At 43.0% G+C, this 13,065-nt stretch carries 14 protein-coding genes and 1 riboswitch; of the genes, 7 read left to right on the top strand and 7 right to left on the bottom strand.

Annotated features, from left to right (window positions below):
- Nucleotides 1-88: 88 nt before the first annotated feature.
- The 3 genes from gorA to CXF80_RS13300 all read right to left on the bottom strand — a co-directional run bounded on the left by gorA (nucleotide 89) and on the right by CXF80_RS13300 (nucleotide 2,899).
- The gene (gene gorA / locus CXF80_RS13310) at nucleotides 89-1,444 is read right to left on the bottom strand and encodes a glutathione-disulfide reductase (protein ID WP_101033313.1); all 1,356 of its coding nucleotides are present in this window, start codon (nucleotides 1,442-1,444) and stop codon (nucleotides 89-91) included.
- Between the two features lie 77 nt (nucleotides 1,445-1,521).
- Entirely contained in the window at nucleotides 1,522-2,052 is a 531-nt protein-coding gene (locus tag CXF80_RS13305; RefSeq protein WP_101033312.1) for a hypothetical protein, read from the bottom strand.
- Between the two features lie 82 nt (nucleotides 2,053-2,134).
- Nucleotides 2,135-2,899: a hypothetical protein gene (locus tag CXF80_RS13300; RefSeq protein ID WP_232772105.1), complete on the bottom strand. Its 765-nt coding sequence runs from the start codon at nucleotides 2,897-2,899 to the stop codon at nucleotides 2,135-2,137.
- 538 nt (nucleotides 2,900-3,437) lie between these two features.
- On the opposite strand from CXF80_RS13300, the gene prlC reads away from it, so the two are divergent.
- Nucleotides 3,438-5,477 carry an oligopeptidase A gene (prlC, locus tag CXF80_RS13295; protein WP_101033311.1) on the top strand — a complete coding sequence of 680 codons (2,040 nt, stop codon included), beginning with the start codon at nucleotides 3,438-3,440 and terminating at the stop codon, nucleotides 5,475-5,477.
- Nucleotides 5,478-5,612: 135 nt separating this feature from the next.
- Here the strand turns inward: prlC and CXF80_RS13290 are convergent, their stop codons facing one another.
- Nucleotides 5,613-5,990, bottom strand: a complete 378-nt coding sequence (locus CXF80_RS13290) for a carboxymuconolactone decarboxylase family protein (RefSeq protein ID WP_101033310.1) — start codon at nucleotides 5,988-5,990, stop codon at nucleotides 5,613-5,615.
- Nucleotides 5,991-6,048: 58 nt separating this feature from the next.
- Nucleotides 6,049-6,405: a MerR family transcriptional regulator gene (locus tag CXF80_RS13285; RefSeq protein WP_101033309.1), complete on the bottom strand. Its 357-nt coding sequence runs from the start codon at nucleotides 6,403-6,405 to the stop codon at nucleotides 6,049-6,051.
- Nucleotides 6,406-6,735: 330 nt separating this feature from the next.
- Between CXF80_RS13285 and CXF80_RS13280 the strand changes: the two genes are divergently transcribed.
- The 3 genes from CXF80_RS13280 to CXF80_RS13270 are packed head-to-tail and all read left to right on the top strand — an operon-like array spanning nucleotide 6,736 to nucleotide 8,399.
- On the top strand, nucleotides 6,736-7,311 hold the full coding sequence (locus tag CXF80_RS13280) for a DUF2975 domain-containing protein (RefSeq protein ID WP_232772104.1): 576 nt from the start codon (nucleotides 6,736-6,738) through the stop codon (nucleotides 7,309-7,311).
- Nucleotides 7,311-7,520, top strand: coding sequence for a helix-turn-helix domain-containing protein (locus CXF80_RS13275; RefSeq protein WP_101033307.1), 210 nt, complete (start codon nucleotides 7,311-7,313; stop codon nucleotides 7,518-7,520). The genes CXF80_RS13280 and CXF80_RS13275 overlap by 1 nt, the downstream gene beginning before the upstream one ends.
- A gap of 15 nt (nucleotides 7,521-7,535) precedes the next feature.
- A complete protein-coding gene (locus CXF80_RS13270) occupies nucleotides 7,536-8,399 on the top strand; it encodes an alpha/beta hydrolase (protein ID WP_101033306.1) in 864 nt (287 codons plus the stop codon).
- A 141-nt stretch (nucleotides 8,400-8,540) separates the two neighbouring features.
- Here the strand turns inward: CXF80_RS13270 and ribB are convergent, their stop codons facing one another.
- Nucleotides 8,541-9,197 (bottom strand): 3,4-dihydroxy-2-butanone-4-phosphate synthase, encoded by a 657-nt coding sequence (gene ribB / locus CXF80_RS13265; RefSeq protein WP_101033305.1) that lies wholly within the window; start codon nucleotides 9,195-9,197, stop codon nucleotides 8,541-8,543.
- A 93-nt stretch (nucleotides 9,198-9,290) separates the two neighbouring features.
- Nucleotides 9,291-9,465, bottom strand: a riboswitch (FMN riboswitch).
- A 276-nt stretch (nucleotides 9,466-9,741) separates the two neighbouring features.
- On the opposite strand from ribB, the gene CXF80_RS13260 reads away from it, so the two are divergent.
- Nucleotides 9,742-10,272, top strand: a complete 531-nt coding sequence (locus CXF80_RS13260) for a thioesterase family protein (protein ID WP_101033304.1) — start codon at nucleotides 9,742-9,744, stop codon at nucleotides 10,270-10,272.
- A 135-nt stretch (nucleotides 10,273-10,407) separates the two neighbouring features.
- Nucleotides 10,408-11,097 carry a DNA-3-methyladenine glycosylase I gene (locus tag CXF80_RS13255; RefSeq protein WP_101033303.1) on the top strand — a complete coding sequence of 230 codons (690 nt, stop codon included), beginning with the start codon at nucleotides 10,408-10,410 and terminating at the stop codon, nucleotides 11,095-11,097.
- Nucleotides 11,098-11,114: 17 nt separating this feature from the next.
- On the opposite strand, the gene CXF80_RS13250 is transcribed toward CXF80_RS13255, so the two are convergent.
- The gene (locus CXF80_RS13250; protein ID WP_101033302.1) at nucleotides 11,115-11,732 is read right to left on the bottom strand and encodes a TetR/AcrR family transcriptional regulator; all 618 of its coding nucleotides are present in this window, start codon (nucleotides 11,730-11,732) and stop codon (nucleotides 11,115-11,117) included.
- A gap of 96 nt (nucleotides 11,733-11,828) precedes the next feature.
- On the opposite strand from CXF80_RS13250, the gene CXF80_RS13245 reads away from it, so the two are divergent.
- Nucleotides 11,829-12,938, top strand: a complete 1,110-nt coding sequence (locus tag CXF80_RS13245) for an MBL fold metallo-hydrolase (protein WP_101033301.1) — start codon at nucleotides 11,829-11,831, stop codon at nucleotides 12,936-12,938.
- Nucleotides 12,939-13,065: the final 127 nt, after the last annotated feature.

The raw sequence follows: 13,065 nt of genomic DNA, 5'->3' as shown, positions 1-13,065 counted from the left end.
GTATTAAGTGCTTACCTCATTAAGTTTTAAACGCCAGAACCTCGAATTTCTAGATTTTTAAACATGTGGTAGTGACTTTTCTAGTCCATCATTTCAGTGTAACAAACTCTTCAGCACCCGTTGGATGTATCGCAACCACGGCATCAAAATCTGCTTTAGTGGCGCCCATTTTCATCGCTACGCCAAAACCTTGGAGTATTTCATCCATACCAAAGCCGATCCCGTGAATACCCACAACCACTTCATTATCACCGGCACAAACTAGCTTCATTTTACAGGCTTGGCGATGCGCGGTTACTGCAGAGTACATAGAGGTGAACGTTGAGGCGTACACCTTAATCTTGTCTTGGCCATATTTTTCGGCAGCTTCTGGTTCCGTTAAGCCCATAGTACCGATTGGAGGATGACTAAATACCACGGTTGGAATTAAACTGTAATCCATTTTAGCGTCTGGCATGTTACCAAATAAACGCTCTGACAATAAACGACCCGCTTTAATCGCAACGGGAGTTAATTCAACGCCGCCCGCCATAATGTCGCCAACACAATAAATGCCTTTGGCGGTGGTATTTTGTTGCTCATCAGTAATCACGTAGCCTTTTGCATCTAACTGTACATCGGTATTTTCTAAGCCGATATGGCCTGTTGACGGTGAACGGCCAATAGCCCAAATGAGGCAATCAACCGTTAAGCTTTGACCATTTTCTAACGCTAAGGTCAGGCTATCATCGGTATTTTTGGTGACCGATTTGGGTACGCTGTGAGTGTGCAGCGTTGGGCCATCAGTTGCCATTGCTTCAACTAACGCGTCAGTTAATATCGGATCGAAATTACGCAATGGGGCATGCTTACGCACTAATAAATGCGTTTCGCTGCCTAGCGCATGCAATACACCAGCAACTTCAACGGCAATATAACCTGCGCCAATAACGGCAACCCGTTTAGGTTGCTCGCGTAAGGCGAAGAAACCGTCGGAGTCTATACCGTATTCGGCGCCCGGAATATCAGGAATGGTGGGTGCTCCGCCAGTGGCAACCACAATATGGTCGGCGGTGTAGTGCTCGCCATCGACTTCAATGGTGTTGTTATTGATAAAGCGGCCATAGCCATTTAAGAAGGTCACTTTATTGCTCGCAAACCCACGGCCATAAGCGTCATGAATACGGCTAATGTACGCTTCACGATTATCAACTAAAGTGCTCCAGTCGAATTTATTGATAGTGACATCAAAGCCATAGTCTTTGGCGTATAGGTTCAGCGCTTCTGCGACATGAGCGCCATACCACATGACTTTTTTGGGAACACAACCCACATTCACGCAGGTGCCGCCAACTTGTTTTGCTTCAATAATGAGTACTTTTGCGCCACGCATTCCGGCACGGTTTGCTGAGGCGATACCGCCACTGCCTGCGCCAAGCGCGATATAGTCAAAATGTTGAGCCATGATGATCTCCACTACGGTTAATGCATCCATTGTAGGGGGGATTGTGTTTGCAATCTAGTCGTTAAACTAATGCATTGTTAGCGTTTATATTGGCATTCACCACGGTCAACGTTATTAGGGCCGCTGGTTGCACACTTAAGGCAGGTCCATTCGCTTTCCCTAATATCAATTTCATCTTGATAATGACTAAATTGACTGTTTTGGGTCTGACGTTGTTTTTTCTGTAGGTGTTTTATGCGGTTATTGAGCCAGCGACAACTTGGATCATTAGCGATTGTTGTACTGTTTACCCCAGAACTGGCCGTTATTGATGAGCGCGTGTTGGTTTGCGTGTTAGTTGGTTTTTTCTGACTCGGTTTAAGGTAAATATCGTCGGCTCGATATTCTAATGCTGAGCGTTGTTCTGTGGGGATAATAATCACATTACCTTGATGATCGGTCGCGTACTGCGACGGGAGCAAGTTGGCATTGTCATTGGTTAATGGGGGGCGTTTATCGGGCTCTTTGATAATCAGTTTGCTGAGCTCGCTGGCAAGTAATGGCCTAGTTAATAGCATCATCAAAACAGCTAATAAGCTACATAGGATATAAGTAAGTCGAGTTAACATAAGCTTCCTTGCTTGAGTAAAAGAGATTTCCAGTTGCCTCCTTAGTCTAGTCTTGGAATGCTAAAATGCCAGTTCATATATTCTAAAAACGTAAGTTGAAATGTACCCCAGCATAGGTTTGATTTAAGCTGCCTTGAATCTCGTCGACCCGGGCTTGTTGCTTAATGTCTTCTTGGGCAATGCTGTGGCTAATGTGTGCCGACAGTGCCATTGAATCATTGAGTTGATGTTCGGCTTCTAGGCCAAATTGGAAATGGTTAGCACCCTTGTGTTGCTCGCTGCTGTATTGAAAATCAAATCCTTGCACTATGTACGGTGTCAAAGTGAGGTATTGATTAATTTCCCATGGGCTATGTATGCTCAGTTCAACAAAATAACCGCCGGCTTCGGTTGCATAGGTATAGTTGATGGCTGGCACAAACCAGGTTAGGCCATTAATGGTTAACGCACCGAAAAACTCATTATCAGAACAAGGCTCATCGCCATAAAATGCTAAGTGCTGGTAGCCGACTGTTGCATCAATATCATTGGCTAGATGCAAGGTATATTCTAGCCCTAGGTTCCATTCCACATAATCGACTTGGTCTGCTCGGCCTACTATGGCATAAACGGCAAGGTCATTTTGTTCAACATTGACAACTGCCCATGCAATACCGCCTTGGTCCAAATTGTTACGACCTTCAGTGATGTAGTGATTGTCCCAAGCAACATCAAGCCCGACAGTCGGTTGATATTGAACTATTGCGAATGCTGACGTGGATGTCAGTAAGCACATCATGGCAGCCATTGGCAGTAAAACGACGCGCCCAATATGGTTGCGGTTTAAAAGGCAAAAAGTAAAGGTCATGTTTATTGCGTTCATGTTAATTAATGGCAAGGTTTGTCGATAAAGCGAATGGTAGCCCATTCAAGTAAAAATGAAATGATAATCAGTCTCGTTTGGGATCTAGCTGTCAATATTTGTTTTGTAAGCGCCGTGTCTCGTTAATTTGGGAGCAGAATCACTTTACGGCTAACGCAAATTAGCTAGGAGAGTGGCGCTGTGTGTTTCGATGCCTATTACCAAGCCACTTCAACATGCGCGTTCCCGAAGGACAAGGCGAGAAGCAACATGTTTGTGGGTTATAAAACAGAAAATAGTATAACGACCTTGAACTCTGTCACTTCTCGACATGTTGGATCCTGCATGTCGAGGTGGCCTAGGGATAAGCAAATTTAAGCAGGTTTTGGATGGTTTGTGGTCGCTGATTGGGAGATTTTTGCTGTGAAAAATATGATTAGGCTTGATTTAATCAGCATCAAACTTGAAAAATGAATAAATAAGCCCAATATAATTGGGATACTTACGAGCTAAATACTCACGCGAAATATCTCGAGGAATCTTTATGAGCAATCCATTGCTAAGTAGCGCAGAATTACCAGAATTTTCAAAAATCAAACCTGAACACATTCAGCCTGCGGTTGAGCAAGGCATTGCCAAATGTCGTGAGACCATTGAAGTACTATTAGCAAAAAATAGCCAATACACTTGGGATAATCTGATTGAGCCTCTTGAAGAAGTCGATGATGAGTTAAGTAAAGTTTGGTCGCCGGTGTCACACATGAACTCGGTGATCAGTAGTGATGAATTACGCGATGCTCACGATGCTTGTTTACCGCTTTTGTCTGATTATGGCACTTATGTGGGTCAGCATCAGGGCTTATACGAGGCGTATAAATCGATCCATGAATCGGCAGATTTTGCCCAGTTAACTCAAGCGCAAAAAATGCTGATCGAACAAAGCTTACTTGACTTTGAATTATCAGGTATTGGCTTAGATGACAGCCAAAAAGCACGCTATGGCGAAATTGTTAAACGCTTATCGGAACTCACAAGCAACTTTTCTAACCAGCTGCTTGACGCAACAGAAGCGTGGACTAAGCTTATCACCGACGAAGCGGACTTAGCGGGTTTACCTGAGTCAGCCATCGCCGCCGCCAAAGCAATGGCCGACGCCAAAGAGCAGAAGGGCTGGTTATTTACCCTCGATTTTCCGTCTTACTTGCCTGTAATGACCTACAGCGAAAACCGTGAGTTACGCGAAGAGTGTTATCGTGCATTTGTCACTCGCGCGTCTGATCAAGGCCCAAATGCCGGTGAGTTTGATAACACCAATAACATGAATGAAATTGTGGCACTGCGTCACGAGTTAGCTAATTTACTCGGTTTTGCCAGCTACGCAGATAAATCGTTAGCCACCAAAATGGCAGAAAACCCAGCGCAAGTATTAGGCTTTTTAAACGAGTTAGGTGAGCGTTCTAAAGACCAAGCGGCAACTGAATTAGCCGAACTGCGTGCCTTTGCTAAAGAGCATTACCAGGTGACCGAAATGGCGTCATGGGACTTAAGCTTTTACGCTGAAAAACTGCAGCAGTACAAATATGAAGTGTCGCAAGAGATATTGCGTCCGTACTTTCCTGAAGACAAAGTCTTGTCAGGCTTATTTTACACGGTAAACCGCTTATTTGGCTTATCCATCAGTGAACAAAAAGGCGTAGATACTTGGCATAAAGATGTGCGTTTCTTTGATATTTTTGACGATCAAAAAACACATCGTGGTAGCTTTTATTTAGATTTATATGCTCGCAGCGGTAAGCGTGGCGGTGCATGGATGGACGATTGTCGTGGTCGCCGTGTGACCAGCACTGGTCTGCAAAAGCCAGTGGCGTATTTAACCTGTAACTTTAACGGCCCTGTTGATGGCAAACCAGCACTCTTTACCCATGACGAAGTCACCACCTTGTTCCATGAGTTTGGCCATGGCATTCACCACATGCTAACCAAAGTCGATGTGGGCGGCGTGTCGGGTATTAATGGCGTACCTTGGGATGCAGTAGAGCTACCAAGTCAATTTATGGAAAACTGGTGCTGGCAAGAAGAAGCGTTAGCGGAAATATCTGGCCACTATGAAACAGGCGAGCCATTACCTAAAGTGCTACTTGATAAAATGTTAGCCGCCAAAAACTTCCATTCAGGCATGATGATGGTGCGTCAGCTTGAGCTTTCATTGTTCGATTTTAGAATGCACCATGAATTTGACCCAGCTAAAGGCGTCGACATTCAAGGTATTTTAGATGAAGTACGTAGCCAAATTGCGGTATTAACCCCGCCAAGCTTTAATCGTTTTCAACATGGTTTTGCGCATATTTTTGCCGGTGGTTATGCCGCAGGTTATTACAGCTATAAATGGGCAGAAGTGTTATCGGCCGATGCGTTCTCGCGTTTTGAAGTCGAAGGTATTTTCAACTCCGAAACGGGTAAGAGCTTCTTAAACAATATTCTTGAAATGGGCGGCAGCGAAGAGCCTATGGAGTTGTTTAAACGCTTTATGGGCCGTGAACCCAATACCGATGCGTTATTGCGCCACAGCGGTATTGCGGTGTAAACCTGCGAATAAACATCGTTAAAACGTTAAAAGCATAAACCTCGGTTTATGCTTTTTTTTACTTATTTTTAAGACTTATATACTCAAATAATGTAGAGCGATATTCGTTGCCTATTAAGCCTTATTTGTCATTTGTTATGCCTGTCGCTCTTGAAGGACTTCTTTAAACGCAAACATACCATTTAACGCCGCCGGGAAGCCTGCATAAACTGACATTTGTAACAGTACTTCTTTTACTTCATCTTCGCTGCATCCAACATTCAAAGCCGCATTCAAATGAACCTTGAGCTGAGGCCTACAATTACCCAAGGCGGTTAGAGCGGCAACGGTGGCTATTTCTCGTGACTTTACATCTAATGCTTGTCGGCTATAGATATCGCCAAATGGATATTCAATAGTAAAGCGGGCTAAGTCAGGACAAATATCTTGCAGGCTTTCGATTACATTGTGACCCGCTTCGCCGTCAATTTTTGACAACTGCTCCAAGCCTAAAGTGAATCTTGAGTTTGGCATTGATGTACTCCTATCGATAAGTAGAAGTCACACCTTACAAGTTAGAGTTAACTCTAAGTCAACTGACTTTATTGGCTTTATACAAACTAATTTTGCTTTCTAGCGCCAGTAAATGATTTTTCTGTCGTTCAATGTGAGCTTGCAACTGGTCTTTGTGACGCTCAAGTAGTTGTTGGCGGTCTAACACTGTACTTGAACCTAACTCTCGTAATAGGGCGTATTGTTGGATTTCGGCTAAAGGCATACCGGTATCTTTGAGGCGTTTGACAAAATTAACCCATTCCAAGTCTTTGCTTGTATAGGCTCGATGGCCACTGCTATTGCGCTGAATATTGTTGAGTAAACCGACTTTCTCATAATAACGCAGTGTATAAGCTGATAATCCGACTAACGTCGAGAACGCTTTCATGTTCATAATTGCCCCTTGCGTCACTAATTATCTATCTGTTAAAAAGCTTTTATTATAGAGATTTACTGACTTTACTCTTATGTGCTGCTGATGTGAAACAAGGCTATCTGATAGAGACTTTTGAATATTATCAACGAAATTATGTCACTCATTTTTAATCAACCATATAGGCACTTTCGTCATTTAATACGATAGCCTTTAATGGTGATTCAAACAAATGATTTGGCTGTGCCCAATAGATATTAATAGTCAAAAAGTATCGTTTATCGATAATTTATTGCTGGTAAAGGGTTTGTGTGTTAACTTTGCTTTAACATTAACCAGCTTAGAATAATCATGGATAGAATTGTCTCGTTAAGTAAATGGATTAAATTGCTAATTGTATTTTTAGCTTTATTACAAGTCACTAGTTATAGCGGCACTATGGTGTTCGGAAAATTCCAAGCGGGCGAATATGTGTTAACGATTGACTGGTGGGGTTGGTTTAGTAGTTATCTAGCTGTCGACTTTGGTACACCTTGGCAAGCACTCGCTCAAAGCCTTTATGATGCGGGATTTCATCCGGGGATCATTCTGGGCAGTGTTGAAATTCTACCTTACCTGTTTATTTACTATTTTCTCTACCAACTTTTTGGGCTGTATCAGCAAGGTCATGTGTTTACCCCAAGTAACTTCCGCTGCTTGAGCCGTATTGCCTTGGTATTTTTAGTCTGGATTTTACTCAGCCTTTTTTACCCGATGATCATCGCATTTACATTGCACTTTAGCGGTACATCAAGTGCGGTACCTGTTTATTTTAGCCTTGGCAGCCAAGAGTTAAAGTATGCACTTTTCGGAATGATTTTTTACTGTGTGGCATGGGTAATGAAGCATGCAACTGAGCTTCAAGAAGAGGTGGAGTTGACAATTTAATGGCCATAATTATTGAGCTGGATGTGATGCTGGCAAGGCGAAAAATGAAGTCCACTGAATTGGCAGAATTGATAGGTATAACCCCTCAAAATTTGTCAGTGCTTAGAAGTGGCCGCGCAAAAGCCATTCGATTTTCGACTCTAGACGCTATTTGTCGGCATTTACAATGTTCGCCAGGTGACATTTTAGTCCACAAGGACGATGAATAAATTAAGGAAGATGACATGCAAGGTTTGTTAAAAAAAATCACTACAGGTGCAATGATAGGCACCACAATACTGATGACTTCAGCATGTACTATGCGCTTAAGTGAAAGCACCTTTATTGCCAGCGATGAAGTCCCCGCAGCCTTTACCGCTGAGTTTACTCAACAATTACAGCAGGCGATGCCTAATCATTTGATTACCCAACTCAGCTTAGAGGCAAGTGATCACGTTAAGTTAAATGGTTTTTATATCGATAACCCCAATAGCCTTACAACCTTGGTCTTTTATCAAGGCAACGGCATGAAAATCGAACCACATGGCCTGTCGGTACTTAGCACATTATTGACGCTCAATACCGACATTTTAGTGATGGATCGCCGTGGATTAGGGGCAAGTGAAGGCCAACCAAGCATTAACAATATTATTGCAGATGCACAGCAACAACTGGATTATTTACATCAGCAATATCAGCCTGAAAAAGTGATATTGCACGGTTACTCACTAGGCAGTTTTATTGCCGCTGATTTAGCAAAAAATAATAAAATAGATGCGCTGGTTTTACACGGTTCAGCAACTAATGCCGACGACTGGGTTGATGAAAAAACACCTTGGTATATGGCACCGTTTATGACTTTGGAAATGTCAGAAGATTTTCGTAAAACAGATAATAAGCAAGTGGTTGCGCAATATTATCAAGGGCCATTATTAGTCATTGCAGGAGAGGATGATGAAGAAGTGCCGCCAGAGCTTGCTGAAAAATTGTATGCTGCCAGTCAATCTGCCCAAAAGGAACTGATTATTGTGCCAGATGCAGGCCATGTTGAAATGTTAGATGCTCCTGAAACCATGAAGCGTTATCAGGCATTTGTTCGTTCGCTGTGATTTTATTTGGCAATTAGCTTAACGTTCAGTTTATAGCACTAGCAGAATAATTAGAAAGAGGCGCTTATGCGCCTCTCGTCGTTTGTCACTTGATGAGCATCACTCTTAGTGACGCAGTACCGATGACTTATTCGTTGCCAATTACGCCAGCTTTAAATCGTACTGGTTGCGGTACATCACCATGTCTTCAATGGTCAGTACTGGCATATTGTGCTTACGGCCAAAAGCGACAATTTCAGGTGCTTTAGCCATGGTGCCATCTTCGTTGGTCAGTTCACATAACACCCCGGCAGGCATTAATCCGGCCATTTGCATTAAGTCGACTGTACCTTCGGTATGGCCGCGGCGTGACATTACTCCGCCAGCGCGAGCGCGTAATGGGAACACATGTCCAGGATGGGCTAAGTCAGATGCTTTGGCATTGCGGTTTGCCGCAGTTTTAATGGTGGTCACGCGGTCTTGAGCCGATACACCCGTGGTGACACCAAGCTTTGCTTCAATGGAGATGGTAAATGCGGTTTGATTGGCGCTGTTGTTATTAATAACCATCGGTGGCAATTCAAGCTTGTTAGCGTGAGCGTCAGTTAAACATAAACACACAATGCCGCTGCATTCGCGGATCATTAACGCCATTTGCGGTGTGGTTAAATGTTCGACTGAATAAATAACGTCGCCTTCATTTTCGCGGTCTTCATCGTCTAGAAGCAATACGCCTCGACCTTCTCTTAGTGCAGCTAATGCGTTTTCGACACGCATGATTGGTTCGCCAAATTCGGCAAGTAGTGATAACTGATTCATGGTTGTACTCCTAAAATGACCAGAATCAGGGCTTATAAAGAGGGATATAAATCCAAAACAAATTGCACCTAAAAGCCGAGGCTTATGATGTATCTTTATTCTCTCTCATCCGGACTATAACCGTCGGCTCTGGACTGTTAGGCATGACTAATTTAAGAGTAATGGCCTAAGTAACCAGATCTGCTGACCTCGACGAATCGAGCGCTCGCGGGCTCACTTTTTCAAGTATACCGCCGGTGGGGAATCGCACCCCGCCCTGAGAATTAAAAACAATAAGTGTGCGTTATGGGATGGGAGCTCAAAGTGTTGCTCACCAAAGTACGCGTCGCTATGGTAATCAGTTCAGATTAAGATGAAAAGGGGGATCGGTCGCATTAATGTAATAAAGCGTTGCTAATAACTGTTTTATGAGAAAAGAACAATACTATTGCTCAATCATGTTAAGTGCTGCATGGGAGTATTATTAGTCTAATCAGGTGGACAAGCTTGCTCACTGGTATGACCTTTGTTAGCCTGTTGCGCTTACATTAGGAGTAAACTGTTCATGAACCTGTATTTTCGTTTTATTTGGTTGTTTTTATGGCGAATAGGTCATTGTAAAAAAATAGGTTTTATAGATTCTAGCCGGATTAATTATCGTGTTTTGCCGTTAGATTGCGACATCAATTTGCATTTAACTAACTCTCGCTATCCTGCTTTTTTTGATTTAGCACGAACCTATTTGATTGCCGAAATAGGTTTGATGAAGCCGTTTATAAAAAATAAATGGTTTCCCATCGTCAATGCCGCAGAGTTTACTTATATCCGCGATATCAAACCGTTTGAAAAGTTTACCATCGAAACTAAAATTGTCGGTTGGGACGAAAAGTACTTTTATATTGAGCATCGCATACTCACCGACCGTGGCCTGCATTGCATTGCCCATGTACGTGGAGTGTTTATGTGTCGAGGCAAGCAAGTCCCCATTGAAACCTTAATTACCGCAGCAGGCTACACCAATGGTGCGCCTGAAATGCCAGCAGAAGTGATTAAATGGAAACAGTTTTTACAGCTTAAAAAACAACGTAATATTTAATCGCCGAGAATTGAAATACACTTCAAAGTAAACTGGATTATAGGTAGTCACGTATCAGTGGCAAGTGTTGACGTGAATGAATATTGGCGTGTAATGCATTTTGGCGTGTAATGAATATGGTAGTGAGGATGAAGTGTGGCGACATTAGAAAAGTTCAACGATATGTGGGCGCGTGCTTGCGAACGAAAAGGCGGCCCAGAAGCGGTAAAGTCATTATTACCACACACCTTAACGGCCGATGATATTGGCGATTATTCAGATGCCACTCTATTGTCTGCTCTCAGCAAACAAGTGTTTCAAAGTGGCTTTGTGTGGCGAGTGGTGGTCAATAAATGGCCCGCTTACGAAAAAGCCTTTTTTGACTTTGAACCGATGAAGGTGCTAATGCTATCACCTGATCAAATTCAACAACGCGCTAGCGATCCTGCATTGATTAGGCACCAAAAGAAAACTCAAGCCATTGTTGATAACGCTTATATGGTACAAGCCATCAGTGCTGAATACGGAAGTTTTGCAGCATTTATCGCCCAGTGGCCAACTGATGATATTACTGGTTTATGGCGAATACTCAAAAAGCGCGGCACCCGTTTAGGTGGCAATACTGGGCCTTATTTTCTGCGTACCATGGGCAAAGATACTTTTTTACTCACCCAAGATGTACAGGCGTATTTAACTGGCCATAACGTGGTTGATGCAGGTTTCACATCGCAAACCGCGTTGCGCCAAACTCAAGCGGCGTTTAATCAATGGCAACAAGAGTCAGGATTGAGCTTAGCGCATATCAGTCGGGTTATTTCGTTAGGCGTGGGCGATAATCGAGTTTAATGGGGTATTTTATGTCGTTATACTTGATAGCGACATAAAAACATTTTAGCGATTTCAGTCGCAATGTCATCTTTTTGCTGATCGTTTAATGGCGATTCAACTCTAAATATTAATGGCCAAAAACATTGGCCTTTAATCAAGCTTTGTACTTCTGTTTGGGCTTGTTCAACATTGGTCACCGTTAAGCGTCCATCCAGCGTTGCCGCTTTTATCCAACGTAAAATAGCCGTTTCTTCTTTGATGATTTTTTGCAATTCTTGCTGCATCTCAGTGGTATAAAAGAGATGGCCAATCACCATTCGCGACACTTCAATGTGCTCTTCTGATTGAATGTAGTCCATATCAAAACGCACCAGCTGCTGCAGTTGTTCAGCCAAAGGTTGATGTGAGTTATACACAACAGATGGCTGCGATAACGCTTGTTGCCATAAGTCAGTCATCAAGGTCATCACTAAGGCTTCTTTGGTGGCAAAGTGGTTATACACTGTTCGCTTCGACACACTAGCCACTTCGGCTAATTTATCCATGCTGGTTGCTGCAACCCCTAATTCTTTAAAGGTTGTTCTGGCGGCTTCAATAATCGCGGCGCGTTTTATTTGGCTGCATGTTTGCTTTTCTGGTTTCATTGGTTTCATCTAAGCCATCTTATTGTAATATTTTACACTGAGCAGTTTACTTTTTAGCAATTCATTATTAAACTACACCGTGTAGTTTACTTTTGGAAGCGATAGATGAAAATATTAATCAGTCTTTTATTAGTGCTTGGTGTATTGATTGCTATTATTTGGCTCAGTAAATGTTGGTCTACATCTCGTGGACATAAAACGCAAATTTTCAGCAATACCGAAAAAGTCTACCAAGCCGGTTTTAGCAGTTTATGGCCTATCGCCAAAGCGTATTGGTCGACAAAGCGCCAAGCGCCCATTCCCCAAGATGCGATTCCATTAGCCGAATTAACCCCAGAGATATTGGCGCAATCGACAGAAGATGCCGTATATCGTTTAGGCCATTCAACGTTATTAATGCGTATCGATGGCGAATACTTGCTGATTGACCCGGTGTTTAGCGAGCGAGCATCTCCAGTGCAATGGGCTGGACCAAAGCGTTTCCATCAATCACCCATTAGTATTGCCGATTTACCGGCGATTAAAACCGTTATTATTAGCCACGATCATTATGATCATCTTGATAAGGCCGCGATTGAACAATTGGCGACTAAAGTGCAGCATTTTGTTACCCCACTTAACGTGGGTGAGTACTTAACGGCTTGGGGAATCGATCCTATTCAAGTGACCGAACTGGAATGGTGGCAGTCGGTTGAATTAAATGGGCTGACCATTACCGCCACCCCGGCACAGCATTTTTCTGGCCGTGGCCTACTTGATCGCAATCAAACCCTATGGGCGAGTTGGGTGATCCAAGGGCTACAGTACAAAGTATTTTTCAGCGGTGACAGTGGCTATTTTAATGGATTCAAACAAATTGGTGAGCGTTATGGACCGTTTGACCTCAGCATGATTGAAACCGGCGCCTATAATGAATTGTGGAGTGAAATCCATATGTTGCCAGAACAAAGCTTACAAGCACATCTTGATGTTCGCGCAAAGGCGATGATGCCAGTACACAATGGCACCTTTGATTTAGCCCTGCATGATTGGTTTGAACCTTTTGAACGCATTAGTCAATTGGCTAAACACAATGACGTTACTTTGCTGACCCCTAAGTTTGGGCAGGCGGTGATGTTGGCAAATCCACACGCTGACGAGTTGTGGTGGCGTACTATTATGCTTGAGCCACAAAAGGCGGATGAAGTAAATAAGCTTGTCATGAATAACAACTAAGTTAATCTATTAACAGTGCATATCGATAAGCATTGTTAAACGACAAATTAATTTTACCAAGATGTTATCTAATAGTGTATTTCATGAATCAATAGCTCTAGTTTGTTTGATTATTCGCCCTGCGTTT

The organism is Shewanella sp. Actino-trap-3, from assembly GCF_002836275.1.
In the GTDB taxonomy this organism is placed as follows: Bacteria; Pseudomonadota; Gammaproteobacteria; order Enterobacterales; family Shewanellaceae; genus Shewanella; species Shewanella psychromarinicola.
Note: the sequence above shows the minus strand (reverse complement) of the source record. Positions and strands in the feature narration are given on the sequence as shown.

Bases quoted from the DNA above. Each gene is read 5' to 3' on its own strand.
- gorA (WP_101033313.1), bottom strand. From the start codon at position 1,444: ATGGCTCAACATTTTGACTATATCGCGCTTGGCGCAGGCAGTGGCGGT.
- CXF80_RS13305 (WP_101033312.1), bottom strand. From the start codon at position 2,052: ATGTTAACTCGACTTACTTATATCCTATGTAGCTTATTAGCTGTTTTG.
- CXF80_RS13300 (WP_232772105.1), bottom strand. From the start codon at position 2,899: ATGACCTTTACTTTTTGCCTTTTAAACCGCAACCATATTGGGCGCGTC.
- prlC (WP_101033311.1), top strand. From the start codon at position 3,438: ATGAGCAATCCATTGCTAAGTAGCGCAGAATTACCAGAATTTTCAAAA.
- CXF80_RS13290 (WP_101033310.1), bottom strand. From the start codon at position 5,990: ATGCCAAACTCAAGATTCACTTTAGGCTTGGAGCAGTTGTCAAAAATT.
- CXF80_RS13285 (WP_101033309.1), bottom strand. From the start codon at position 6,405: ATGAACATGAAAGCGTTCTCGACGTTAGTCGGATTATCAGCTTATACA.
- CXF80_RS13280 (WP_232772104.1), top strand. From the start codon at position 6,736: ATGGATAGAATTGTCTCGTTAAGTAAATGGATTAAATTGCTAATTGTA.
- CXF80_RS13275 (WP_101033307.1), top strand. From the start codon at position 7,311: ATGGCCATAATTATTGAGCTGGATGTGATGCTGGCAAGGCGAAAAATG.
- CXF80_RS13270 (WP_101033306.1), top strand. From the start codon at position 7,536: ATGCAAGGTTTGTTAAAAAAAATCACTACAGGTGCAATGATAGGCACC.
- ribB (WP_101033305.1), bottom strand. From the start codon at position 9,197: ATGAATCAGTTATCACTACTTGCCGAATTTGGCGAACCAATCATGCGT.
- CXF80_RS13260 (WP_101033304.1), top strand. From the start codon at position 9,742: ATGAACCTGTATTTTCGTTTTATTTGGTTGTTTTTATGGCGAATAGGT.
- CXF80_RS13250 (WP_101033302.1), bottom strand. From the start codon at position 11,732: ATGAAACCAATGAAACCAGAAAAGCAAACATGCAGCCAAATAAAACGC.
- CXF80_RS13245 (WP_101033301.1), top strand. From the start codon at position 11,829: ATGAAAATATTAATCAGTCTTTTATTAGTGCTTGGTGTATTGATTGCT.